This is a genomic window from Oceanimonas baumannii, assembly GCF_002245495.1.
GTDB lineage: Bacteria > Pseudomonadota > Gammaproteobacteria > Enterobacterales > Aeromonadaceae > Oceanimonas > Oceanimonas baumannii.
This window is the reverse complement of the sequence record NZ_NQJF01000004.1, coordinates 1-23,515: the sequence shown is the minus strand read 5'-3', so window position 1 is coordinate 23,515 and position 23,515 is coordinate 1. Positions and strand designations below refer to the sequence as shown.

General features: G+C 56.4%; 21 protein-coding genes. 15 read left to right on the top strand and 6 right to left on the bottom strand.

From position 1 onward, the window contains the following. Window positions 1–21 precede the first annotated feature (21 nt). From msbA to fbp, 5 genes are all read left to right on the top strand, one after another. Complete coding sequence (gene msbA, locus B6S09_RS05450) at window positions 22–1,773, top strand: lipid A ABC transporter ATP-binding protein/permease MsbA (protein ID WP_094277498.1); 1,752 nt, start codon at window positions 22–24, stop codon at window positions 1,771–1,773. Window positions 1,774–1,776: 3 nt separating this feature from the next. After that, window positions 1,777–2,739, top strand: coding sequence for a tetraacyldisaccharide 4'-kinase (gene lpxK / locus B6S09_RS05445; RefSeq protein ID WP_094277497.1), 963 nt, complete (start codon window positions 1,777–1,779; stop codon window positions 2,737–2,739). Beyond that, complete coding sequence (locus B6S09_RS05440) at window positions 2,729–2,917, top strand: Trm112 family protein (protein ID WP_094277496.1); 189 nt, start codon at window positions 2,729–2,731, stop codon at window positions 2,915–2,917. The genes lpxK and B6S09_RS05440 overlap by 11 nt, the downstream gene beginning before the upstream one ends. Further along, entirely contained in the window at window positions 2,914–3,654 is a 741-nt protein-coding gene (gene kdsB / locus B6S09_RS05435) for a 3-deoxy-manno-octulosonate cytidylyltransferase (RefSeq protein ID WP_094277495.1), read from the top strand. Before B6S09_RS05440 ends, kdsB begins: the two co-directional genes overlap by 4 nt. A gap of 105 nt (window positions 3,655–3,759) precedes the next feature. Further along, the gene (fbp, locus tag B6S09_RS05430; RefSeq protein ID WP_094277494.1) at window positions 3,760–4,779 is read left to right on the top strand and encodes a class 1 fructose-bisphosphatase; all 1,020 of its coding nucleotides are present in this window, start codon (window positions 3,760–3,762) and stop codon (window positions 4,777–4,779) included. Between the two features lie 118 nt (window positions 4,780–4,897). Here the strand turns inward: fbp and B6S09_RS05425 are convergent, their stop codons facing one another. Together B6S09_RS05425 and B6S09_RS05420 are read right to left on the bottom strand one after the other, a co-directional pair. After that, window positions 4,898–6,097, bottom strand: coding sequence for an IS4 family transposase (locus tag B6S09_RS05425; RefSeq protein WP_094277493.1), 1,200 nt, complete (start codon window positions 6,095–6,097; stop codon window positions 4,898–4,900). A 156-nt stretch (window positions 6,098–6,253) separates the two neighbouring features. Then, a complete protein-coding gene (locus B6S09_RS05420; RefSeq protein WP_094277492.1) occupies window positions 6,254–6,838 on the bottom strand; it encodes a TetR/AcrR family transcriptional regulator in 585 nt (194 codons plus the stop codon). A 133-nt stretch (window positions 6,839–6,971) separates the two neighbouring features. Between B6S09_RS05420 and B6S09_RS05415 the strand changes: the two genes are divergently transcribed. After that, a complete protein-coding gene (locus B6S09_RS05415) occupies window positions 6,972–8,180 on the top strand; it encodes an MFS transporter (protein WP_094277721.1) in 1,209 nt (402 codons plus the stop codon). Between the two features lie 71 nt (window positions 8,181–8,251). Here the strand turns inward: B6S09_RS05415 and B6S09_RS05410 are convergent, their stop codons facing one another. After that, entirely contained in the window at window positions 8,252–9,541 is a 1,290-nt protein-coding gene (locus tag B6S09_RS05410; protein ID WP_094277491.1) for a citrate synthase, read from the bottom strand. 408 nt (window positions 9,542–9,949) lie between these two features. On the opposite strand from B6S09_RS05410, the gene sdhC reads away from it, so the two are divergent. The 8 genes from sdhC (at window position 9,950) to sucD (ending at window position 19,418) form a co-directional block, all read left to right on the top strand. Next, window positions 9,950–10,339: a succinate dehydrogenase cytochrome b556 subunit gene (sdhC, locus tag B6S09_RS05405; RefSeq protein WP_369329050.1), complete on the top strand. Its 390-nt coding sequence runs from the start codon at window positions 9,950–9,952 to the stop codon at window positions 10,337–10,339. Next, window positions 10,333–10,677, top strand: coding sequence for a succinate dehydrogenase, hydrophobic membrane anchor protein (gene sdhD / locus B6S09_RS05400; RefSeq protein WP_094277489.1), 345 nt, complete (start codon window positions 10,333–10,335; stop codon window positions 10,675–10,677). Before sdhC ends, sdhD begins: the two co-directional genes overlap by 7 nt. A 1-nt stretch (window position 10,678) precedes the next feature. Further along, window positions 10,679–12,445, top strand: a complete 1,767-nt coding sequence (gene sdhA, locus B6S09_RS05395) for a succinate dehydrogenase flavoprotein subunit (RefSeq protein WP_094277488.1) — start codon at window positions 10,679–10,681, stop codon at window positions 12,443–12,445. Window positions 12,446–12,457: 12 nt separating this feature from the next. Next, window positions 12,458–13,174 carry a succinate dehydrogenase iron-sulfur subunit gene (locus B6S09_RS05390; RefSeq protein WP_094277487.1) on the top strand — a complete coding sequence of 239 codons (717 nt, stop codon included), beginning with the start codon at window positions 12,458–12,460 and terminating at the stop codon, window positions 13,172–13,174. Window positions 13,175–13,268: 94 nt separating this feature from the next. Next, complete coding sequence (gene sucA, locus B6S09_RS05385; RefSeq protein ID WP_094277486.1) at window positions 13,269–16,082, top strand: 2-oxoglutarate dehydrogenase E1 component; 2,814 nt, start codon at window positions 13,269–13,271, stop codon at window positions 16,080–16,082. A gap of 19 nt (window positions 16,083–16,101) precedes the next feature. Beyond that, a complete protein-coding gene (odhB, locus tag B6S09_RS05380; protein ID WP_094277485.1) occupies window positions 16,102–17,304 on the top strand; it encodes a 2-oxoglutarate dehydrogenase complex dihydrolipoyllysine-residue succinyltransferase in 1,203 nt (400 codons plus the stop codon). Between the two features lie 70 nt (window positions 17,305–17,374). Beyond that, on the top strand, window positions 17,375–18,541 hold the full coding sequence (sucC, locus tag B6S09_RS05375) for an ADP-forming succinate--CoA ligase subunit beta (protein ID WP_094277484.1): 1,167 nt from the start codon (window positions 17,375–17,377) through the stop codon (window positions 18,539–18,541). Window positions 18,542–18,545: 4 nt separating this feature from the next. Continuing rightward, window positions 18,546–19,418, top strand: coding sequence for a succinate--CoA ligase subunit alpha (sucD, locus tag B6S09_RS05370; RefSeq protein ID WP_094277483.1), 873 nt, complete (start codon window positions 18,546–18,548; stop codon window positions 19,416–19,418). A gap of 630 nt (window positions 19,419–20,048) precedes the next feature. Here sucD and B6S09_RS05365 read toward each other — a convergent pair. Next, the gene (locus B6S09_RS05365; RefSeq protein ID WP_094277482.1) at window positions 20,049–20,549 is read right to left on the bottom strand and encodes an aminoacyl-tRNA deacylase; all 501 of its coding nucleotides are present in this window, start codon (window positions 20,547–20,549) and stop codon (window positions 20,049–20,051) included. 201 nt (window positions 20,550–20,750) lie between these two features. On the opposite strand from B6S09_RS05365, the gene B6S09_RS05360 reads away from it, so the two are divergent. Beyond that, on the top strand, window positions 20,751–22,415 hold the full coding sequence (locus B6S09_RS05360; RefSeq protein ID WP_094277481.1) for a methyl-accepting chemotaxis protein: 1,665 nt from the start codon (window positions 20,751–20,753) through the stop codon (window positions 22,413–22,415). A 170-nt stretch (window positions 22,416–22,585) separates the two neighbouring features. Here B6S09_RS05360 and B6S09_RS05355 read toward each other — a convergent pair whose 3' ends face one another. Together B6S09_RS05355 and B6S09_RS05350 are read right to left on the bottom strand one after the other, a co-directional pair. Next, a complete protein-coding gene (locus tag B6S09_RS05355) occupies window positions 22,586–23,056 on the bottom strand; it encodes a hypothetical protein (protein WP_134113951.1) in 471 nt (156 codons plus the stop codon). 39 nt (window positions 23,057–23,095) lie between these two features. Further along, on the bottom strand, window positions 23,096–23,515 hold a 420-nt coding region (locus B6S09_RS05350; RefSeq protein ID WP_141201987.1), incomplete at its 5' end, for an ISAs1 family transposase.

Genomic DNA, 23,515 nt, shown 5'->3' with positions numbered 1-23,515 from the left:
GTTTTCTACGGCAGAGTTTTTATGTCCACAGATGCACACTCCTCATCCTGGCCGGTGCTTAAGCGCCTGCTGGTTTATGTTAAGGAGCGCAAGCTCGGCCTTGTGGCCGCCATTATCGGCATGGCCGGCTATGCCGCCGTTGATACCGCCTTTGTCTATTCCATCAAGCCGCTGATTGATGAGGGGCTTACCGGCCAGGATCCGGCTGTACTGAAGTGGATGCCGTTTTTTGTTATCGGCATTGTGTTTTTACGCGGGATCTGCACGTTCTTATCGGGTTATTGCATGGCCTGGGTGGGCAACCATGTGGTGATGGCGCTGCAGCAGCAGGTGTTCGACAAACTGATGGCCATGCCGGTGTCGTTTTTTGACAAACATAACACCGGTAATTTGCTCTCCAAGGTGACCTATGATGCTTCTCAGGTGTCATCGGCAGCGAGCTCTACCCTGGTGACACTGGTGCGGGAAGGAGCGACCGTTATCGGACTGCTGGGACTGATGTTTTATCACTCCTGGGAGTTGTCGCTGATCTTTTTTGTGGTGGGCCCGGTAGTGGGGGTGATGATTGCCGTGATCAGCCGGCGTTTTCGCCGTGTCAGCAAAGGCATTCAGGCGGCCATGGGCAACATTACCAGCAGCACCGAGCAAATGCTGAAAGGTCACAAGGAAGTTTTGATGTTTAACGGTCAGAAAGTGGAAAGTGGTCGTTTCTTCAATGTGAGTAACAAGGTTCGTCAGCAGAATATGAAAATGGTGGCTGCCGATGCGGTGGGGACGCCGCTGGTGCAGATCATCGCGTCTACGGCGCTGGCCATTCTGCTTTATGTCGCCAGCTTTGATGGTATTCAGGAATCACTTACACCGGGCACCTTTACTGTGATAGTGACCTCCATGATGATGCTGATGCGACCGCTGAAAAGCCTGACCCAGGTCAACGGTCCTTACCAGCGCGGCATTGCCGCCTGCCAAAGTCTGTTTGAATTACTCGACAGCGACGCTGAAACCGACAAGGGGACTCAGCCTTTGCAGCGTGCTCAGGGACGTATCGAATTCGACAAGGTCACCTTCTGTTACCCGACCAAAGACACGCCGGCGCTGAAGAGTGTCAGCTTTACCCTGGAGCCGGGCAAGACCATTGCGCTGGTGGGCCGTTCTGGCTCGGGGAAAAGTACCATTGCCAGTCTGCTGACCCGTTTCTACGATATTAACGATGGCGAGATCCGGCTGGACGGGATCAATATTCAGGACTACAGACTCAGCGATTTACGCCGCCAGTTTGCCCTGGTATCACAGCATGTTCACCTGTTTAACGATACCATTGCCAACAACATTGCCTATGCAGCCGAGGGTCAGTACAGCCGCGAGCAGATTGAAGCAGCGGCGAAGCTGGCCTATGCCGATGAATTTATCAGCAAGCTGGATCAGGGCTTTGATACCGTGATTGGCGAGAACGGGGCCAGCCTTTCCGGCGGTCAGCGTCAGCGTATTGCCATTGCCCGTGCATTGTTGCGCAATGCTCCGCTGCTGATCCTTGATGAAGCCACCTCGGCGCTGGATACCGAGTCTGAACGCCATATTCAGGCCGCGCTCGATGAGCTGCGTAAAGACAGAACAGCGCTGGTGATTGCTCACCGGCTGTCCACCATTGAAAATGCGGATGAAATACTGGTAATCGATGAAGGGCGCATTGTTGAACGGGGCAGTCATGGTGATCTGATGGCTCTGAATGGGGCTTATGCCCAGCTCAGAACCATTCAGTTCGGCGAGCAATAAAGTATGCAGGGCTGGTACCGGAACGCCCGCTGGTTGTGGCTGCTCTGGCCATTAAGTGTACTGTTTGGTGTTATCAGCGGTCTGCGTCGCCGGTTGTTTTCGCTTGGCCTGAAGCGTGCTTACCGGGCACCTGTGCCGGTGATTGTCGTGGGCAACCTCACGGTGGGGGGGAATGGCAAAACCCCCATGGTAGTGTGGCTGGTAGAGTGGTTGCGCACGCAGGGCTATACCCCGGGGGTGATCAGCCGGGGCTATGGCGGCCGTAGTGAACATTATCCGCTGGTATTGAATGGCAACACCACAGCGGCACAGGCGGGTGATGAGCCCGTGCTTATTTACCGGCGCACCGGCTGCCCGGTAGTGGTGGGGCCCAAGCGGGCAGAGGCGGCTGCCAGGCTGGCAAGCCTGGGAGCCGATATCATCATCAGTGACGATGGCCTGCAGCATTATGCGTTGTCCCGGGACATTGAACTGGTGGTGGTGGATGGCAAGCGCCGTTACGGTAACGGGCATCTGTTGCCGATGGGGCCACTGCGGGAAGGCGAGTGGCGGCTGGCCGGGGTGGATGCCATCATCAACAATGGCGGTCCGGCCGGACCCGGTGAATACCTGATGACATTGACTCCCGGCAACCTGCAGCCGGTGACCGGGCAGGGTGAGGCTCCTCAGTCAGGTAGCAAGGTGCATGCCCTGGCCGGTATTGGCCATCCTCCCCGTTTTTTTAGCACCCTTGAAACACTGGGCTTTATACTGGATAAGCAGGTGGCGCTGGCTGATCATCAGGCCATGGTGCCGGAACAACTGGCTGAGCTTGGCGACAAGCCGTTGCTGATCACCGAAAAAGATGCGGTAAAATGGCCGGGTGGCCACAAGCAGTGCTGGTATTTACCGGTACGGGCCACGTTGCCGACCGAATTTGAACACATGCTGTCAAATCGACTTAAGGAGCTGAATCATGGCGATTGACGCCAAACTGGTGGAAATCATTGCCTGCCCGGTATGCAAGGGCAAACTGCAACTGGACCGGGAGCACAACGAGCTGGTATGCCGTTTTGACCGACTGGCTTATCCGATCACCGAAAATATTCCGGTGTTGCTGGAAACCCGGGCCCGCCGCCTGGATCCGGATGAGTTGCCAGGATGAGCTTTATTGTTGTTATCCCCGCTCGCATGCAGTCTACTCGGCTGCCGGGAAAACCGCTGGCCGATATTCATGGCAAGTCCATGATCGAACGGGTGGCAGAGCAGGCGCTGAAAAGCGGTGCTGAGCGTGTGGTGGTGGCCACCGATGACCACCGCATTGGTGATGCGCTGGCTCACTGCCCGGTTGAAATCTGCCTTACTGGCAGCCACCACGAGTCCGGCACGGAACGGCTGGCGGAAGTGGTGACCCGGCTGCAGCTTGCGCCTGATGATATCGTGGTTAACGTACAAGGTGATGAGCCGTTATTGCCACCGGCGCTGATCAATGAAGTGGCCGCGTTGCTGGCGACCGGTGATGCTCCCATGGCCACGCTGGCTACTCCTTTGCTGCGTGCTGACGAGCTGACGGACCCGAATGTAGTAAAAGTGGTGCACAGCCTGCAGGGCAGGGCGCTGTACTTCAGCCGGGCACCGATTCCTTTCGATCGGGATGATAACAACACTGCCCTTGATCACTGTCTGCGACATATCGGCATTTATGCTTACCGGGCGGGTTTTATCAGCCGCTATGTGGCCTTGCCGGCCGGTCCGCTGGAGCAACTGGAAAAGCTGGAACAATTACGGGTGCTCTGGCACGGAGAACCGATCGCTCTGGGTGTGGCCAGTGAGGTACCGCCTGCTGGTGTGGACACACCGGCAGATCTGGAAGCCGTGCGCAGGCATCTGGCAGCAGGCTGATACTTGCTTTGCTGACTAAATTAACTGCATAAAACAAGTTTAATGAGTACATTGCCCGCAACAAGGTGATGCCGCCGCTTAATCAAGGAAACGTTTGAGGAAATTATGATTACCCTGGGTGAATACATTGTAAAAACACAGGCTGAATACCCCGGCGCCACCGGCGAGCTGTCGTCGCTGCTGTCGTCCATTCGTCGTGCTGCCAAAATAGTAAACCGAGAAATCAACCGGGCCGGTCTGGCTACCGATATTATCGGTGGCAGTAACGGCAGCCAGAATGTGCAGGGGGAAGTTCAGCAAAAGCTGGATGTATTCGCCAATGACAAATTCAAGGCAGCACTGGAGGCGCGCGGTGAAGTGTGCGGTATTGCCTCGGAAGAAGAAGACTACTTTGTCTGCTTCGACAGTGCCAAACGCAGCGATGCCAAATATGTGGTGCTGATGGATCCGCTCGACGGCTCCTCCAACATTGATGTGAATGTTTCGGTAGGCACGATTTTCTCCATCTATCGCCGTATCAGCGAGCCGGGTACGCCGGTGGTGATGGAAGACTTCCTGCAGCCGGGCGTTAACCAGGTCGCCGCTGGCTATGTGGTATACGGCTCTTCCACCATGCTGGTGTATACCACTGGCAACGGAGTGCACGGCTTTACTTATGATCCTTCCCTGGGTTCATTCGGCCTGTCTCACGAAAACATTCGTATCCCCGAGAGCGGCTCCATTTATTCCGTGAACGAGGGTAACTACATCAAGTTCCCCGAAGGCGTGAAGAAATACATCAAGTATTGTCAGGAGCAGGATGAGGCTACTCAGCGTCCTTACACCTCCCGCTACATCGGCTCTCTGGTATCCGATTTTCACCGTAATATGCTGAAAGGCGGTATTTACATTTACCCGTCAGGTACCAGTGCTCCCAATGGCAAGCTGCGCCTGTTGTACGAGTGCAATCCGCTGGCATTTCTGGCCGAGCAGGCCGGTGGCAAGGCCAGTGACGGCTATCAACGTATCATGGAAATCAAACCCACCGAGCTGCATCAGCGCACCCCCTATTTTGTGGGCTCCATCTCCATGGTAGAGAAAGCCGAAAGCTATATGGCGGAGTTTTCTGCCGACGAACGCAAATAAGTCGTATGGATGATAAAAAAGGCGCTGCGGCGCCTTTTTTATTGTCTGTAACGGAGTGGCAGGGCAGGGAGTCCGGTCATCCCCGCGAAGGCGCTGAGGGCTCCCCAGTTTTTATGCGTCATGCCGACACACCCGGTGAGCGCAAGTAGAGGCGATTCAATCGTGACAAGGCTCGCTCCAGTAGCGAGCCTGTGACTCGCCGGGGTTCATGAAACAGCATTTGCTTGCCCAAGCTCAGAAAGGACAGTACCCGGCGTTGCTCCGTGTTGGCCTGATAGCGCCGGTGCCGCCCCTGGTGCTCACATTCAAATCCCACCAGCCACAACATCAGCGTGGCAACCTGGGCTATCAGGCATAACACTGCAATCCGTTTTTCCCCGAAAGTTTTGCTGTTGCTCCAGCCAAAACCGTAGCGCTGACTCTTGTCATCCCGGAAGTTTTGCTCAATTTGCATGCGAGTCTGGTAGATGGAGACCACTTCTTTGGCGCTCAACCGTTCATCTGAGGTCACCAACAGCCAGGGCTCCTTGGCCAGCGCACGGCAACGCGCCTCTGCTTGCGGATACAGCGGCTGCTTCTTACCCCGCTTTTTATGCCGTCCCTTGGAGGGGCCGTGATATTGATGGAAGTAAACCGGGCAACGCCGCTTCACCGACTTGCCTAACAGACCCGCTCCCAGCGCCTCGGGGGTAGCGCTTGCCTGCTGGGCCAGTTTGGTCGCTGAATGCCATTCCAGCTCGCTCTCCAGCTTGCCGTAGATACGTCCGCGAACCCGGCCCACATACTCCCAACCCAGTGCGCGAACCTGTCGTAACCACGGTGTTTTGAAACCGGCATCCGTCACAATCACCACACGGCGTTGTGTCCCCAGCAAGGCCTGCAGGTCGAGGAGAAACTGCTGATGCTCTTCGGTATGCTCCTGTCGCTCGGAGACCACCACCCGGTTCAACAAGGGCAACCCACGACCGTCATACACCAGACTGGCGCGCAGTACATGGAAGTCCTGGCTGCAGCAGCCACTCCAGTCAATGGCAATGACACAACTGGGCAGGCATGCCGTGATGCGACGGGCGAGAGCGGCACTGATGGCGGTGTTCTCATTGTGCAGTTTTTCATTGCCAATAAACCGGTCTACCCGCTTTATCTTGTGTTTAACTTTGGCCTTTCCCGGAAGATGGCGACCAATTCGCGTCAGAGACAGCGTGTTACCTGCAATCAACCCTTCGGCGCAAGACAGCAGGGTTTTGGTGCGGGCCTGATGGAAAGAAGCAAGAGCAGTGCGGAAGAAGTTATGGCAAACTGTGCGGACGGCAGGCATGGCGGATCCTCTTTGTTTTTTTGGCGATTAACAAAAGAGAAAATCTACCATGCCTGCCTATTTTTTGGGGATCCCTCAGCGCGAAGGCGGGGATCCAGCGGCAGCCGGCTCGGTGTACAGCGGACTTGATTCGGTAATCACCCTGCGGTCAGGCTATTACTTGACCAGCACGCCACGCAGCAACAAATCCAGCGCCTGGCTGGCTACTGCCAGCCGGGCTTTGCCGTCTTCCCCTTCGGAAATCCAGAATGCCGCCTCAGCCAGGCTACCGTAGATCAGTGATGCAAGTGCCTGTGCGTCGGTGTGCTCCACAATACCCTGGCGCATAAGGCTGTCGAGCAGATGCTGCATGGAGGCGATGCAGTGCCGTTGCGACTCGGGGGAGGTGCCGCCCAGTACCGCTCTGGCATCGCGCAGCACGATGCGCTGGATTTCGGGCTCCAGGGCCATCTCCAGGTAGACATGACAGCGACGGAGAAAGCCTTCCCAGGCATCCTCTGCCGTGTCGGAAATGGTTTGCAGACGCTGATCCATCTCGGCGTCTATTTGCCCGACCACGGCGGCCAGCAATCCCTTCTTGTCACCGAAGTGATGGTAAAGGGCACCCCGGGTCAGGTTAGCCTGTGCGGTGAGATCATCCATGGAGCTAGCGGCGTAGCCGTGCTCGCTGAAGACCTTGCGGGCGGTGGCCAGCAGTGTGGCGCGGGTTTGTTCCATCTCGGCACGAGTGCGGCGAACCATTTATCTCTCCTTACATACAGTGAGTATGATTGTTTACAAACAATGCGTATGAATATAATCTCTTTTCATACGTAGTGTTTGTATTTTCACTGCATCGCGATGCCGAGGCAAGCAATGCATATTGGAGAACGAAATGGCTCATTCTTATCGCACACTCTTTGCTGCACCGGGCAGTAAAGGTTTTACCCTGGCTGGCCTGCTGGCGAGGATGTCGTTGCCGATGACAGGCATCGGCATCATCACCATGCTGTCGCAGCTACGCGGCAGCTATGCACTGGCAGGGGCTGTATCCGCTACTTTTGTGCTGGCCTATGCACTGATGTCACCGCAGATCTCCAGGCTGGTGGATCGGTACGGTCAACGTCGTGTGCTGCCGGCTGCCACGGCCATCAGCGTCGTTGGCCTGCTGCTGCTCCTTGCCGGCTCCCGCTGGGCGGCCCCCGACGGCGTCCTGTTCCTCGGGGCATGCCTGAGCGGTGTTATGCCCAGCATGTCTGCCATGGTCAGGGCTCGCTGGACACGGCTGTACCGGGGACAGTCACGCTTGCAGACCGCCTATTCACTGGAAACGGTGCTCGATGAGGTGTCCTTCATTGCCGGGCCGCCGTTGTCAGTGGGATTGTCCGTGGCGCTGTTTCCTCAGGCGGGTCTGCTGGCGGCGGCGACGTTGCTGATGCTGGGGGTGTTTGCCTTCGTTATGCAGCGTGGTACCGAGCCGCCGGTAGAGGCACCCAAAGCCGTTACCGCCGGGGAGAGAGCGGTGATCCGGCTGGTGAATATGCAGTTGCTGGCCCTGCTGATGGTGGCGATGGGAGTTATCGTCGGCACCGTGGATATTGTGAGCGTGGCCTTCGCCGAACAGCAGGGACAGCCATATGCGGCCAGTCTGGTGCTATCGGCCTATGCTCTGGGCTCTTGTGCCTCCGGATTGCTATTTGGTGCATTCAGGCTGCAGATGCCATTGCATCGGCTGTTGCTGGTGGGAGGGGGAGCCACGGCGGTGACCACATTGCCTCTGCTGCTGGTCGGCAGTCTTCCGGCCCTGGCCGGTGCGGTATTGGTGGCGGGAGTGTTCTTCGCGCCCACCATGATCGTGGCCATGTCGCTGGTCGAACGTCTGGTGCCGGAATGTCGTCTGACGGAAGGGATGACCTGGCTACTGGCCGGGCTGAATGTCGGAGTGGCGCTGGGTGCGGCGGTATCCGGGCAGGTGGTAGACGCAGAAGGCGTACGCTCCGGATCCCAGGTTGCGTTATGTGGCGGTGTGGTGGTGCTGTTGCTGGCACTGTGGGGATATCAGCGTCTGCGCAGACAAGGTGCGCCGGTATCCAATGCCGCCTGATATGCACCGGAAATAACGGGCACAAAAAAGCCGGCGAATTGCCGGCTTTGACCGTTTACTTAAACCACGGGTTACTTTTCGGTGACCTGGGTTTTGAACTCACGCTCGGGAGCACCGGTATACAGCTGGCGCGGACGACCGATCTTCTGCTTGGGATCAGACATCATTTCGTTCCAGTGAGACATCCAGCCAACAGTACGGGCCAGTGCGAAGATCACGGTAAACATGCTGGTCGGAATACCGATGGCCTTCAGGATGATGCCGGAGTAGAAGTCAACGTTCGGATACAGCTTACGCTCGACAAAGTACTCGTCAGACAGGGCAATGCGCTCGAGCTCCATGGCCACATCCAGCAGCGGATCTTCAATTTTCAGATCGTCCAGCACTTCATGGCAGGTTTCACGCATTACCTTGGCACGGGGGTCAAAGTTTTTGTATACCCGGTGACCAAAGCCCATCAGACGGAAGGGGTCGTCCTTGTCTTTGGCACGTTCGATAAACTCGGGGATACGATCCACAGAGCCGATCTCTTCCAGCATGCGCAGGCAGGCCTCGTTGGCACCACCGTGAGCCGGACCCCACAGGGAGGCGATACCGGCAGCGATACAGGCGAACGGGTTGGCACCGCTGGAGCCGGACAGACGTACGGTAGAAGTAGAAGCGTTTTGCTCATGATCTGCATGCAGCGTAAAGATGCGGTCCATGGCTTTTTCAACCACCGGATTCACCCGGTAGTCTTCGCAGGGCACGGCAAACATCATTTGCAGGAAGTTGCCGGCATAGCCCAGATCGTTACGCGGATACACGAACGGCTGGCCTACGGAATATTTGTATGCCATGGCGGCAATGGTCGGCATTTTGGCGATCAGGCGCTGAGCGGCCAGTTCGCGATGCACAGGATCATTGATGTCCATGGGGTCATGATAGAAGGCAGACAGGCCGGCGATCACACCACATACAATGGCCATGGGGTGAGCGTCGCGGCGATAGCCTTTGAAGAAGGAAGACAGCTGCTCGTGCACCATGGTATGGCGCATGATGTTGCGGCTGAACTGTTCATACTGCTTGGCAGTGGGGGCTTCGCCGTACAGCAGCAGATAACACACTTCCAGATAGCTGGCATCCTGGGCCAGTTGTTCAATGGGGTAACCGCGATGCAGCAGAATACCCTTGTCACCGTCGATATAAGTGATATCGGACTGGCAGGAAGCGGTCGCCAGGAAGCCGGGATCGTAGGTGAAATAACCGTGTGAGCCGAGTGAACTGATGTCGATCACATCGTAGCCGGCGGTGCCGGAGGCAATCGGAAGCTCAACGGGTTCCTTGCCGGGCAGATGCAGAGTGGCCTTTTGGTCAGCCATAGCACGTCTCCTTTGCTTTTATAATTAGGTCCATGAGTAAGATTTTTATACAGAGCAGCTGAATTTATCGGCATTTCTGCTTCTCATGGTGCCGGCATATTGAAAACAAAGCAGGGGGTAATGTCAATTTCCCTCGCCGCCCGCAACAGGCCGTTAACGCCGTTGTGCGATCAACTTTACAGAATTCGCAATTGATTCAGGTGCTTCGTTGTATTTGTCGATTCCCTCCTTATACTGGGTTTCCGAGGGTATAGAACGCAGTTGTGGCAGTGCCGTAGTCACACTGCTTACATGCTGTATCAGCCAGTCTGGTGAGATAGTAAAAGCAGCTTGTTCTCGGTGATGTCCACAGTTCATATATCCGGGTAATGTCTGTCAAAACAATAACTAACGTGCTCAATGGAGCTAGTGGGCAAGACCGTGACTAAAAAACAGAGACCTGTAAACCTCGACCTGCGGACTATTCGCCAGCCCGTCGCCGCCATTTCATCCATCCTGCACCGGGTTTCCGGCGTGATCACCCTGTTCGCGCTTGCCATCCTGTTGTGGCTGCTCAGTGAGTCCCTCTCTTCCGAGCAGGGCTTTAATACTGTTATGGATATCATGGACGGATTTTTTGTCGGCTTCATCCTCTGGGGTGTGCTGACAGCTCTGGCCTACCACATTGTAGGCGGCATTCGCCACCTCATCATGGATCTGGGCTATTGCGAAGAGATTGAATCGGGTGCACTGAGTGCCAAAGTGGCATTTGGCGTAACCATTGTTCTGTCACTGCTGGCGGGAGTACTGGTATGGTAAGCAATTCTGCAACATTCGGCCGCAGCGGTGTGCATGACTTTTTGCTGCTTCGCGCAACGGCTGTCATTTTGACCCTTTATACCCTTTATCTGGTTGGCTTTATTGCCTTTAACGACATCAGCTATCAGGTCTGGACGGGCTTTTTCGATCGCACCTTTACCAAGGTGTTCACTTTGCTGGCGTTGTTCAGTGTGCTGATGCACGGCTGGATTGGTGCCTGGCAGGTGCTGTCCGACTATGTAAAACCCGCGCTGTGGCGGGGCATTGCCCAGTTTGCTGTGGTGGTGATGCTGCTGTCCTATCTGCTGACCGGTATTGTTGTGTTGTGGGGTGTATAAGGTGACTATTGCTATTCGAGAATTCGACGCCGTGGTAATCGGCGCCGGCGGTGCCGGCATGCGCGCCGCCCTTCAGATTGCTGAATCGGGCAAAAGCTGTGCGCTGTTGTCCAAAGTATTTCCAACCCGTTCTCATACCGTATCTGCCCAGGGCGGCATTACGGTAGCGCTGGGCAACGCCCACGACGATAACTGGGAATGGCACATGTATGACACCGTTAAGGGATCCGATTACATCGGTGACCAGGATGCCATCGAATTTATGTGTCAGACCGGCCCCGAGGCTATCCTCGAGCTGGAAAAAATGGGTCTGCCGTTCTCCCGTTTTGACAACGGTAAAGTATATCAGCGCCCGTTTGGCGGTCAGTCCAAAGCCTTTGGCGGTGAGCAGGCAGCCCGTACTGCGGCGGCGTCCGACCGTACCGGCCACGCCCTGCTGCACACTCTGTACCAGCAGAACGTCAAGCATCAGACCACCGTGTTCTCCGAGTGGTACGCCCTGGATCTGGTGAAGAACCAGGACGGCGATGTGGTGGGTTGTACTGCCATCGACATCGAAACTGGTGAAGTGGTTTACTTCAAAGCCAAAGCGACCATTCTGGCGACCGGCGGTGCCGGCCGTATCTTCCAGTCCACCACCAATGCTCATATCAACACCGGTGACGGTGTCGGCATGGCGCTGCGCGCCGGTGTGCCGGTGCAGGATATGGAAATGTGGCAGTTCCACCCCACCGGTATTGCCGGTGCCGGCGTGCTGGTAACCGAAGGTTGCCGGGGTGAGGGCGGTTATCTGCTGAATAAAGATGGCGAGCGCTTCATGGAGCGTTATGCTCCCAACGCCAAAGACCTCGCCGGTCGTGACGTGGTTGCCCGCTCCATGATGATCGAAATCCGTGAAGGCCGTGGCTGCGATGGCCCTTGGGGTCCGCACATCAAGCTGAAGCTGGATCATCTGGGTAAAGAAGTACTGGAAAGTCGTCTGCCCGGTATTTGCGAGCTGTCTCGTACCTTTGCCCACGTGGATCCGGTGAAAGAGCCGATCCCGGTTATCCCTACCTGTCACTACATGATGGGCGGCATTCCCACCAACGTACACGGCCAGGCGCTGAAGCAAGACGCCAACGGCAACGATGTACCGGTGAAAGGTCTGTTTGCCGTGGGCGAAATCGCCTGCGTATCGGTGCACGGTGCCAACCGTCTGGGCGGTAACTCGCTGCTGGATCTGGTGGTATTTGGTCGCGCCGTGGGTCGTCACCTGACTGAAGCCCTGAACGAGCTGGGCGACAGCCGCGCTGCCTCCGAGTCCGATCTGGAAGCCTCTCTGACCCGTTACAACCGTTGGGAAAATACCCGCAGCGGTGAAGATCCGGCCGATATCAGAAAAGACCTGCAACGCTGCATGCAGAACAACTTCTCGGTATTCCGGGAAGGTGATGCCATGGCGAGCGGTCTGGCCGAGCTGAAGGAAATTCGCGAGCGTCTGAAGACTGCCCGTCTGGATGACACCAGCCGTGATTTCAACACTCAGCGTATTGAATGTCTGGAACTGGACAACCTGATGGAAACCGCGTATGCCACCGCCGTGGCCGCGAACTTCCGTACCGAGTCCCGCGGTGCTCACTCCCGCTTCGATTATCCGGAGCGTGATGATGAGAACTGGCTGTGCCACTCACTGTACAGCCCAGAGACCGAGTCCATGACCCGGCGTTCCGTGAATATGTCACCGGTTACCCGTGACGCATTCCCGCCCAAAGCTCGTACCTACTAAGGGGAGGCGATAATGCAAGTTACCATTTCCGTTTACCGGTATAACCCGGAAACCGATGCCAAGCCCTACATGAAGGACTACCGGCTGGATGTGGCCGAAGGCTCCGACATGATGGTGCTGGATGCCCTGCTGCAACTGAAAGACGAAGATCCGAGCCTGGCCTTCCGCCGCTCCTGCCGTGAAGGTGTATGTGGCTCTGACGGTCTGAACATGAACGGCAAAAACGGCCTGGCCTGTATCACTCCGTTGTCCGACCTGCTGGGTAAAGACAACAAGGTCGTGATCCGTCCGTTGCCGGGTCTGCCGGTGGTGCGCGATCTGGTGGTCGACATGACCCAGTTCTACACCCAGTGGGAAAAGGTGAAGCCTTTCCTTATTGCTGAAGACAAACAGCCGCCGGCGCGTGAGCGCCTGCAATCTCCGGAAGAGCGTGAAAAGCTGGATGGTCTGTACGAGTGCATTCTGTGCGCCTGCTGCTCCACCTCCTGTCCGTCCTTCTGGTGGAACCCGGACAAGTTCATCGGACCGGCCGGTCTGCTGGCTGCCTATCGCTGGCTGATTGACAGCCGTGATACCGCGACCGATGAGCGTTTGTCCAATCTGGATGACGCCTTCAGCGTATTCCGCTGTCATGGCATCATGAACTGCGTGAACGTATGTCCCAAGGGCCTGAACCCCACCAAGGCTATTGGTAACATCAAGTCCATGCTGCTGAAACGGGCAGTATAAACGTCCCGAATAAAATGTTGCCGCCCGCCAGGGCGGCATTGACTCGACGACCAGAACGACAGTAGCCCTGTCGAGAAGTGACAAAGGGATAAAGATGCACAATGGCGTAATGCAAGCCTGGCTGGATTCTTCTCACCTGGCCGGTGCCAATGCGACCTATGTAGAAGATCTGTACGAAGCCTATCTGGCTGATCCCGACTCTGTTCCCGAAGAATGGCGTACCGTATTTGACGGTTTGCCATCCAGTGAAGAGCCGGTTCAGGATCAGCCCCATTCTCAAGTGAGAGATTACTTCCGCCGCCTTGCCAAAGACACCTCCCGTTATGCCACCCCAGTCAGTGATCCCCACACTGACGCCAAGCAGGTCAAGGTTCTGCAGCTGATCAACGCCTATCGTTTTCGTGGCCATCAGAATGCCAACCTGGACCCGCTGAACCTGTGGAACCGCGAGCCGGTTGCTGAGCTTGATCCGGCCTTTCATAACCTGACCGGTGCCGATCTGGACGCTACCTTCAACGTGGGCTCTTATGCCATCGGCAGCGAGACCATGAAACTGAAAGATCTGGTGGCGGCGCTGAAAAAAACCTACTGCGGCTCCGTCGGCGCAGAGTATATGCACATTACCAGCACCCGTGAAAAACGCTGGATCCAGAGTCGCCTCGAGCCGGTGGTGGGTGCTCCCCAATACACCGATGAAGACAAGGCGCGCTTCCTCGACAGCCTGACCGCTGCCGAAGGACTGGAAAAATATCTGGGCGCCAAGTTCCCGGGCGCCAAGCGCTTCTCCCTCGAAGGGGGTGATGCCCTGATCCCCATGACCAAAGAGCTGATCCGCCGTTTTGGTGAGAAAGGTGGTCGTGAAGTGGTGATCGGTATGGCTCACCGCGGTCGTCTGAACATGCTGGTCAACGTGCTGGGCAAGCGTCCTCAAGACCTGTTTGATGCTTTTGCCGGCAAATACGACACCCAGAGCTCCGGTGACGTGAAATACCACATGGGCTTCAGCTCCGATTTCGACACCCCGGGCGGTCCCGTACACCTGGCGCTGGCGTTTAACCCGTCGCACCTGGAAATCGTTAACCCGGTGGTTATCGGTTCGGTACGTGCCCGTATGGATCGTCTCGACAACCCCGATGGTCGTCAGGTACTGCCGGTGACCATTCACGGCGACTCGGCCTTTGCCGGCCAGGGCGTGGTGGCGGAAACCTTTAATATGTCGCTGACCCGGGGCTACGGGGTGGGCGGCACCGTGCGTATCGTGATCAACAACCAGGTGGGCTTTACCACCTCCGACCCGCGCGATACCCGCTCTACCGAGTACTGTACCGATATCGCCAAGATGGTGCAGGCGCCGATCTTCCACGTTAATGCCGACGATCCGGAAGCCGTGGTACAGGTGACTCAGCTGGCACTGGACTTCCGTAACGAGTTCGGTCGCGATGTGGTCATCGATCTGGTGTGTTACCGCCGTCACGGTCACAACGAGGCCGATGAGCCGAGTGCGACCCAGCCGCTGATGTACCAGAAGATTAAAAAGCACCCTACGCCGCGTAAAATCTATGCTGATCGTCTGATTGAAACGGGTACCGTCTCTGCCGAGCAGGTCACCACTCAGATCAACGAATACCGGGATGCCCTGGACCACGGTGAGTGTGTGGTGAAGGAATGGCGGCCGATGCAGAAGCATTCTGTAGACTGGTCTCCCTACCTGGGCCACGAATGGGACATGGCTTGGGACTCTACCTATGACCTTGAACAACTCAAGGAACTGGGTGACCGCCTGACCCGTTATCCGGAAACCCATACCCTGCAGCGCCAGGTGGCCAAGATTTACAATGACCGTAAATTGATGGCCCAGGGCGAAAAACTGCTGGATTGGGGCTTCGCCGAGACCTTGGCCTACGCCACCCTGTGTGACAACGGTTATGAAGTGCGTCTCACCGGTCAGGACTCCGGCCGGGGTACCTTCTTCCACCGCCATGCGGTACTGCACAACCAGAATGATGCCAGCATCTATACCCCGCTGTGCTACCTGTCCGAAGACCAGGGCCAGTTCCAGGTATACGACTCGGTACTGAGTGAAGAAGCGGTCATGGCCTTTGAATACGGCTACGCCACTGCCGAGCCGGTGGGTCTGACCGTGTGGGAAGCCCAGTTTGGTGACTTCGCCAACGGTGCCCAGGTGGTGATCGACCAGTTCCTCAGCTCCGGTGAGCAGAAATGGGGCCGTATGTGTGGCCTGACCCTGCTGCTGCCCCATGGCTATGAAGGACAAGGGCCAGAGCACTCCAGTGCCCGTCTGGAGCGTTATCTGCAGCTGTGTGCCGAGCACAACATGCAGGTCTGTGTGCCTACCACCCCGGCTCAGGTATTCCACATGCTGCGTCGTCAGGTGCTGCGCCCCATGCGTCGTCCGCTGGTGGTGATGACACCCAAGTCGCTGCTGCGCCATCCGCTGGCCGTTTCCGAGCTGGAAACCCTGGCCAACGGCACATTCCAGAACGCCATCGGAGAAATTGATGATCTGGATCCCAAAGGCGTCAAGCGTGTGATTCTTTGTTCCGGCAAGGTGTATTACGATTTGCTCGAAGCGCGTCGCAAGAACGAACAAACCGATGTGGCCATCATTCGAATCGAGCAGCTGTATCCCTTCCCGCAGGAAGAAGTGGCCGCGATTCTGGCCGATTATCAGCACGTCACTGATTTCGTCTGGTGTCAGGAAGAGCCGCAAAACCAGGGCGCCTGGTACTGCAGCCAGCATCATTTCCGGACTGCAATTCCGGAAGGCGCGAAACTGAGCTATGCCGGTCGCGAGGCTTCGGCTTCTCCGGCGGTGGGTTACACCTCGGTTCACTTACAACAACAAAAAGCGTTGGTAGCAGAAGCACTGACGCCGATCCAGGCATAATGTATTTAAGGACTTATTGATGAGCATCGAAATCAAGGTTCCCGACCTCCCCGAATCCGTTGCAGACGCCACCATTGCTACCTGGCATAAGCAACCCGGCGACAGCGTAGAGCGCGACGAAGTGATCGTCGACATTGAAACCGACAAGGTTGTCCTGGAAGTACCGGCTCCTGAAGCTGGTGTTCTGGAAGCCATTATGGAAGATGCCGGCGCTACCGTGCTGGGCCAGCAGGTGATTGGCAAGCTTAAGCAGGGTGCCAAGGCCGGTGAAGAAACCAAGGACAAGCCTGCCACCAACGGTGAAGCCAAGGCCGAATCTGTTGCTGCTGACAGCGACGATCTGAGCCCGGCGGTTCGCCGTCTGGTAGCCGAGCACAACGTTGACGTGAGCAAGGTATCCGGCTCCGGCAAGGGCGGCCGTATCACCAAAGAAGACGTGGAAGCCTTCATCAAGGGTGGCAACAAGCCTGCTCCGGCACCTGCTGCCGCCAAGGCCGAACTGCCGCTGGTTGCGCCGGGCGCACGTGAGCAAAAGCGGGTGCCGATGACCCGTCTGCGCAAGCGGGTTGCCGAGCGTCTGCTGGAAGCCAAGAACACCACCGCCATGCTGACCACCTTTAACGAGGTCAACATGAAGCCGATCATGGAACTGCGCAAGCAGTACCAGGACATCTTCGAGAAGCGTCATGGTATTCGTCTGGGCTTCATGTCCTTCTACGTGAAGGCGGTGGTTGAGTCACTCAAGCGCTTCCCGGAAGTGAACGCCTCCATCGACGGCGACGATATCGTTTACCACAACTACTTTGATGTCAGTATCGCCGTGTCCACCCCCCGTGGCCTGGTGACCCCGGTTCTGCGCGACTGCGATCGCCTGAGCCTGGCCGACATTGAGAAGAGCATCAAAGAGCTGGCCATCAAGGGTCGTGACGGCAAGCTGACCGTGGACGACATGACCGGCGGTAACTTCACCATTACCAACGGTGGCGTGTTCGGCTCCCTGATGTCTACTCCCATCATCAACCCGCCGCAGAGCGCTATTCTGGGTATGCACAAAATCCAGGATCGCCCCATGGCGGTAGATGGCAAAGTGGAAATTCTGCCGATGATGTACCTGGCCCTGTCTTACGACCATCGTCTGATCGATGGCCGTGAGTCGGTTGGCTTCCTGGTATCCATCAAGGAACTGCTGGAAGATCCGACTCGTCTGCTGTTGGACGTATAAGCCAACGATAACAAGAGGGCGGGCTTGATCCCGCCCCATGCCCTGAACCCTACAACAACGGAAACACAACATGAATTTGCATGAATATCAGGCAAAACAGCTGTTCGCCGAATACGGTCTGCCCGTGTCTGAAGGCTACGCATGTGACAACCCGCAGGAAGCGGTAGAAGCGGCCAGTAAGATTGGCGGTGACATGTGGGTAGTAAAGTGTCAGGTCCACGCAGGTGGCCGTGGTAAGGCTGGTGGTGTTAAGCTGGCCAAGAACAAGGAAGAAATCCGCGAATTCGCCGAAAACTGGCTGGGCAAAAATCTGGTGACTTACCAGACTGATGCTAAAGGTCAGCCGGTGGCAAAAATTCTGGTGGAGTCGTGCACTGACATTGACAAGGAACTTTACCTGGGTGCGGTAGTAGACCGTGCAACCCGTCGTGTAGTGTTCATGGCATCAACCGAAGGCGGTGTGGAAATTGAGAAGGTGGCTGAAGAGACCCCTGAACTTATCCACAAAGCTGCGATCGATCCGCTGGTAGGCCCTCAGGCTTATCAGGGACGTGAACTGGCATTCAAACTGGGCCTGAAAGGCGACCAGATCAAACAGTTCACCAAAATTTTCCTCGGTCTGGGACAAATGTTCCTGGACTATGATTTCGCCCTGCTTGAAATCAACCCGCTGGTGATCACCGCGGCAGGCAACCTGCATTGCCTGGACGGCAAGATCAACATCGACTCCAACGCCATGTATCGTCAGCCCAAGCTGCGTGACATGCACGATCCGACCCAGGACGACGCCCGTGAAGCGCACGCTGCCAAGTGGGAGCTGAACTATGTGGCGCTGGACGGCAACATCGGCTGCATGGTGAACGGCGCTGGCCTGGCCATGGGTACCATGGACATCGTTAACCTGCACGGCGGCTCTCCTGCCAACTTCCTCGATGTGGGTGGTGGTGCGACCAAAGAGCGGGTAACTGAAGCATTCAAGATTATTCTCTCCGACAGCAATGTAAAAGCGGTGCTGGTAAACATTTTCGGCGGTATCGTCCGCTGTGACATGATTGCCGAAGGCATTATCGGTGCGGTGAAGGAAGTGGGCGTAAAAGTGCCTGTGGTGGTGCGTCTGGAAGGCAACAATGCCGAAGCCGGCACTGCCAAGCTGGATGAATCCGGCCTTAACATTATTGCCGCCACCAGCCTGACCGACGCTGCCGTTCAGGTCGTTAACGCCGCCAAGGGGAAATAACAGCATGAGCATTCTGATCAACAAAGACACCAAGGTTATCTGCCAGGGTTTCACTGGCGGCCAGGGGACTTTCCACTCCGAGCAAGCCATTGAATATGGAACACAAATGGTCGGCGGCGTGTCTCCGGGTAAAGGTGGTACCACTCACCTTGGCCTGCCGGTGTTCAACACCGTGCGTGAAGCCGTGGAAGCCACTGGTGCCACCGCTACCGTAATTTACGTACCGGCTCCGTTCTGTAAAGACGCCATTCTGGAAGCCATCGACGCCGGTATTGAGCTGATCGTCACCATTACCGAAGGCATTCCTACCCTCGACATGCTGGACGTAAAAGTGAAGCTGGACGAAACCGGCGTACGCATGATCGGCCCCAACTGCCCGGGTGTGATCACTCCCGACGAGTGCAAGATCGGCATCATGCCCGGTCACATTCACAAGAAGGGCAAGGTGGGCATCGTGTCCCGCTCCGGCACCCTGACCTACGAAGCGGTTAAGCAAACTACCGACGAAGGTTTTGGCCAGTCCAGCTGTGTGGGCATTGGTGGTGACCCCATCCCCGGCTCCAACTTCATCGATATTCTGAAGCTGTTCCAGGAAGATCCGGAAACCGAAGCCATCGTGATGATCGGTGAAATCGGTGGTACCGCTGAAGAAGAAGCGGCTGCTTTCATCAAGGAAAACGTCACCAAACCGGTGGTATCCTACATCGCTGGTGTGACTGCTCCTCCGGGCAAGCGCATGGGCCATGCCGGTGCCATCATCTCCGGTGGCAAGGGGACTGCGGACGAAAAATTCGCCGCCCTGCAGGACGCCGGTGTAAAAACCGTCCGTTCGCTGGCCGATATCGGCTCCGCCCTGCGTGAAGTGACCGGCTGGTAAAAGAAAGCTTGAAGCTGGAAGTAAAAAGGAGCCATTACAGGCTCCTTTTTTAATGTATTGTGACCGTGACTCCTGTTTACCATTACGTCACCTCTGCGAAGGTACGTCACCCCGTGGAAACGGGAGTTCATCCCGCCGGCACCACGGGGCTTTCAAACCTATGCCAGGGCCGCAAACTCCGGAGCCGACTGCTTTGGATGCCCGTCTGCACGGGCATGACGGCCGATGCTGTCACCCCCGTATTTTCCTCGTCACTCCCGCGAAAACGGGAGTCCATCCCGCCGGCACCACGGGGCTTTCAAACCTATGCCAGGGCCGCAAACTCCGGAGCCGACTGCTTTGGATGCCCGTCTGCACGGGCATGACGGCCGATGCTGTCACCCCGTATTTTCCTCGTCACTCCCGTGGAAACGGGAGTCCATCCCGCCGGCACCACGGGGCTTTCAAACCGGCGCCAGGGCCGCAAACTCCGGAGCCGACTGCCCTGGATGCCCGTCTGCACGGGCATGACGGTCGATATTGTCACCCCCGCGAAGGCGGGGGTCCATTGCATGGTGCACAGAATGTCGGAATACCCAGTTGTCTACAGAGTGGATTCCGGCTCGTGGGCCGGAATGACTATGTTAACGGTCACATCCGTTCAACCCGGCTCCAGGGATCCGGCTTCTGGCTAAAGTGGCCATGCATCCAGTGGCTTGCCAGCCGGCGAAAGTCTTCACCGCTGATATGGACCAAGTCCCGGTTATCTCCACTTTCCAGATAAATATCGGCCATCTCCAGCAAGTCGTCGTCCACCAGAGTGTCTACCGAATAAGCATCACCTAATGCAGGAATGGCTCCGGGATCGCAATCGTCAAACCAGATACCAAGGTGATGTTCCGGTGCCAGTTGCAGCTCATCGTGCATCAGGTAACTCAGCCGGCGCATGTCAATACGGTCGGCGGCGGGGATGACGGCCATCACTGAGCGTCCCTCGACATTTTCCAGCATAATGGCCTTGGCCATTTGTGCCAGCGGCACATGCCCGGCAATGGCGCTTTGTGCGGCACCTTCGGCATAAGGGTGATGCACCATGTTGTAAGCAACATGGCTGTTATCCAGAAATTTCTTGAGTTTGAGTGACATACCCATGATTACCTCCCGAAAGCAGGCGCAACAACCCCTGCTTTCTATCACAGCCTTTCAAGTATAGTGCTCATCAGGCCGGTCAAGCAAAGACACGGCCTGCCCGCAGACTTGATCCAGATCAACGACAGCAGAGAATGGCATTCCAATGCCCGCGCTTTACTCTAAAATGACTGTCTTTCGGACCCATTCAGAGGCCCATAAGGAATGCGTAATCTTTCTCTTAACTGGAAAATTTTTTTACCGTTGCTGGTGATTTTTGTGCTTGTTTTCGCACTCTGTTACGGTATTTCTACCCAGCTTCAGCGCACTCTGGCCCTGCATCTGGCCGAAGAAAAAATAGAAACCACCGCCAACCTTTATATGGATCAGCTTAATGTGCTGATGGTAAATGGAGCCATCCATCAGCGGGGGCTGGTGCAATCCAAAATTCAGGCAGAGAAAGGGATTGAGCAGGCCCGGGTGATCCGGGCTCCCGCCGTGACCAAACTGTTTGGCCCCGGTGCACCCGATCAGGTCATTCAGGATGATCTGGATCGTCGCGCCATTGAGCAGGGTGAAACCGTGCTGGAAATGCATCTGGAAGATGACATTCCCAACCTGACATTAATCAAACCGTTCAAGGCTTATCAGGAATATCGTGGCACCGCCTGCCTGCAGTGCCATCAGGTGCCAGAAGGCACCGTGATGGGCGCGGTGCGCATCAGTTATGATCTCAGCGATACCTTCAGCCAGATCCAGAGCAATAATCTGCGCCTGGCAGCCGTGCTGATTGGCGTGTTCCTGGTGGCCTTTGCTGTGCTCTGGCTGGTGCAAAACCATTATCTCAAGCGGCCTATTCTCAACATCAGTCAGCGGGTGCAGCGGGTTGCGGCAGAACGAGATTTGTCCATTCGTCTTGCTCCACTGGGCAAAGATGAACTGGGCGGGCTGACCGAAGCAGTCAATGGCCTGCTGGGCAGTTTTCAGCACAGCCTGACCGAAGTGCATCGGGTAACCGGACGTATTTATACCGCTGCCGGCGATATTCAGCATACGGCTCAGCAAACGGATAGCTTTGCCAAGGCACAAGACAGTGAAACTGCCCTGATCGCTACCGCCATTAATGAAATGGAAGCCTCGGCCCGGGAAGTTCGGGAAAACGCACGGCTTACTGCGGAAACGTCCGAACAAAGCCATGCCTTTGCGCTGACGGCCAATGATCAGGCCCGGGTTGCCGTGGAAGGCATACAGCTGCTAAACGGCGAAATTGGCCGGATAGATAAAGTTATCAGAGAGCTGGACGGGCGTTGTGATCAGGTCGACAAGGTGCTCGACATGATTAAGGGCATTGCCGAACAAACCAACCTGCTGGCCCTTAATGCTGCTATTGAGGCGGCGAGGGCAGGGGAGTCTGGCCGTGGTTTTGCGGTGGTGGCCGATGAAGTCCGTACCCTGGCACTGCGCACTCAGCAGTCGGCGGAAGAAATTACCGGCATGATCCGTCTGTTGCAGAACGAAGCCAAAGATGCCGTACAGGCCATCGAAAAAGCCGAAGGCCAGGCCACCGACAGCGTGGCCCGTACTCAGGATGCCATGGGATCATTGCAGGCCATTATTGACCAGGTGGCCCGTATTAATGAACTTAATGCCCAGGTTTCTGCTTCAGCTGATGAGCAAAGTGCCGTGTGTGCTGAAGTGAGTCGCAACATTACCCGGGTGCGTGACTCCTCCGCTGAAACCTTATCTCAGGCAGAAGCTGCCGCCACTGCCAGTCTGCAACTGGTTGAAGAGTGCAGAGTGCTGGAGCAAATGATTGCTCATTACCGGTTGGAACAATCGGGTAACGGCGATGAACTATCCGTTTCGGGAGGGCTGGTGCCGGTGCGCTGACCAATGAAAAAGGCTGCATGGCAGCCTTTTTATATTATTTCTTGCAGCATGTATCACAGAGTAAAGGGCTTATGCCGGCATAATCCCCAAAGCCCATCAGCGTTTGCATGGACCGATGGCGGCTTTTGGGAGCGGCGGGCAGCGGGGGAATGGCGTTGCCTTTATAGCGTTTAGCGTGCATTTCGTGATTTCTTTTTCTTTCGCCAGATGGGCTGGTTGGGTTCGTTCAGATGCTTGATGGCCTTTTGGTATTGTTCATCGGTCATATCCCGCCAGAAACGTTCGGGTCGGCCGTGGGCCTGATCCCAGGCTTTGGTGGTGGGGTCCAGCGGTCGGCAAGCTTCCAGCATTAACAGGTCGGGCAGGGGGCGGGTCACATCCATAAACTGCTGCAGCATGGACCAGAGGTCAAGGCAGTGCTGACGATTGCCGTGCTGCAGCATCAGCTGGCCGAGGGCGCAGGCTTTTTTGTAATTGTGATAACGGTGCACCAGATTCAGCACATGCACCGGAAAACCCTGATGATCGGGGCCCTGGGCGAGATAGGCGTCAAACTCGGTAAAAGGATGAGAGTAATAAACGCGCCCATGGCGGTACACGGTGACCATGCCGGTACGCCGGTTCCTAGCGAATCCCCTCATAATTCTCTTCTGAATCAGAGAGGTAGACGCAGGGCAAGATTACGAAAGCCCCAGCCCTGACAGGACTTGCGACAGGTAAGCGGTATTTCGACTTGCCCGTTTTTGTTTACGTTTGATACCAGCCTTGAAGCTGGTATCACTGTTCAGGGCATTGAACGCGATATGGCGAACTGCCGCCATGTTTTCACCCGCCTGTTCACGGCGAATGCGACAGTCATCTTCCCGCATGGCCACGTCCAGCCGCCAGTGTAGTTGCGACTCGATTGACCAATGTGAGCGGGTAGCTTCCAGCATTTCTTTAGGCGACAGCTGCGCCGAGCTGATGTAGTAGCGCACCGTGATATCCAGCTCTTTCGCCGGCTGGCCACGCTCTTCGCGGATTGTCCCTACTATTCCCAGTGTTTTCAGCGCAGGCCACTCATATTCCTGATCACCCAGGATACTAAGATCGTCCATGAC

Coding starts and splice junctions, on each gene's coding strand:
- msbA (WP_094277498.1), top strand. CDS start 22: ATGTCCACAGATGCACACTCCTCATCCTGGCCGGTGCTTAAGCGCCTG.
- lpxK (WP_094277497.1), top strand. CDS start 1,777: ATGCAGGGCTGGTACCGGAACGCCCGCTGGTTGTGGCTGCTCTGGCCA.
- B6S09_RS05440 (WP_094277496.1), top strand. CDS start 2,729: ATGGCGATTGACGCCAAACTGGTGGAAATCATTGCCTGCCCGGTATGC.
- kdsB (WP_094277495.1), top strand. CDS start 2,914: ATGAGCTTTATTGTTGTTATCCCCGCTCGCATGCAGTCTACTCGGCTG.
- fbp (WP_094277494.1), top strand. CDS start 3,760: ATGATTACCCTGGGTGAATACATTGTAAAAACACAGGCTGAATACCCC.
- B6S09_RS05425 (WP_094277493.1), bottom strand. CDS start 6,097: ATGCCTGCCGTCCGCACAGTTTGCCATAACTTCTTCCGCACTGCTCTT.
- B6S09_RS05420 (WP_094277492.1), bottom strand. CDS start 6,838: ATGGTTCGCCGCACTCGTGCCGAGATGGAACAAACCCGCGCCACACTG.
- B6S09_RS05415 (WP_094277721.1), top strand. CDS start 6,972: ATGGCTCATTCTTATCGCACACTCTTTGCTGCACCGGGCAGTAAAGGT.
- B6S09_RS05410 (WP_094277491.1), bottom strand. CDS start 9,541: ATGGCTGACCAAAAGGCCACTCTGCATCTGCCCGGCAAGGAACCCGTT.
- sdhD (WP_094277489.1), top strand. CDS start 10,333: ATGGTAAGCAATTCTGCAACATTCGGCCGCAGCGGTGTGCATGACTTT.
- B6S09_RS05390 (WP_094277487.1), top strand. CDS start 12,458: ATGCAAGTTACCATTTCCGTTTACCGGTATAACCCGGAAACCGATGCC.
- sucA (WP_094277486.1), top strand. CDS start 13,269: ATGCACAATGGCGTAATGCAAGCCTGGCTGGATTCTTCTCACCTGGCC.
- odhB (WP_094277485.1), top strand. CDS start 16,102: ATGAGCATCGAAATCAAGGTTCCCGACCTCCCCGAATCCGTTGCAGAC.
- sucC (WP_094277484.1), top strand. CDS start 17,375: ATGAATTTGCATGAATATCAGGCAAAACAGCTGTTCGCCGAATACGGT.
- sucD (WP_094277483.1), top strand. CDS start 18,546: ATGAGCATTCTGATCAACAAAGACACCAAGGTTATCTGCCAGGGTTTC.
- B6S09_RS05365 (WP_094277482.1), bottom strand. CDS start 20,549: ATGGGTATGTCACTCAAACTCAAGAAATTTCTGGATAACAGCCATGTT.
- B6S09_RS05360 (WP_094277481.1), top strand. CDS start 20,751: ATGCGTAATCTTTCTCTTAACTGGAAAATTTTTTTACCGTTGCTGGTG.
- B6S09_RS05355 (WP_134113951.1), bottom strand. CDS start 23,056: ATGAGGGGATTCGCTAGGAACCGGCGTACCGGCATGGTCACCGTGTAC.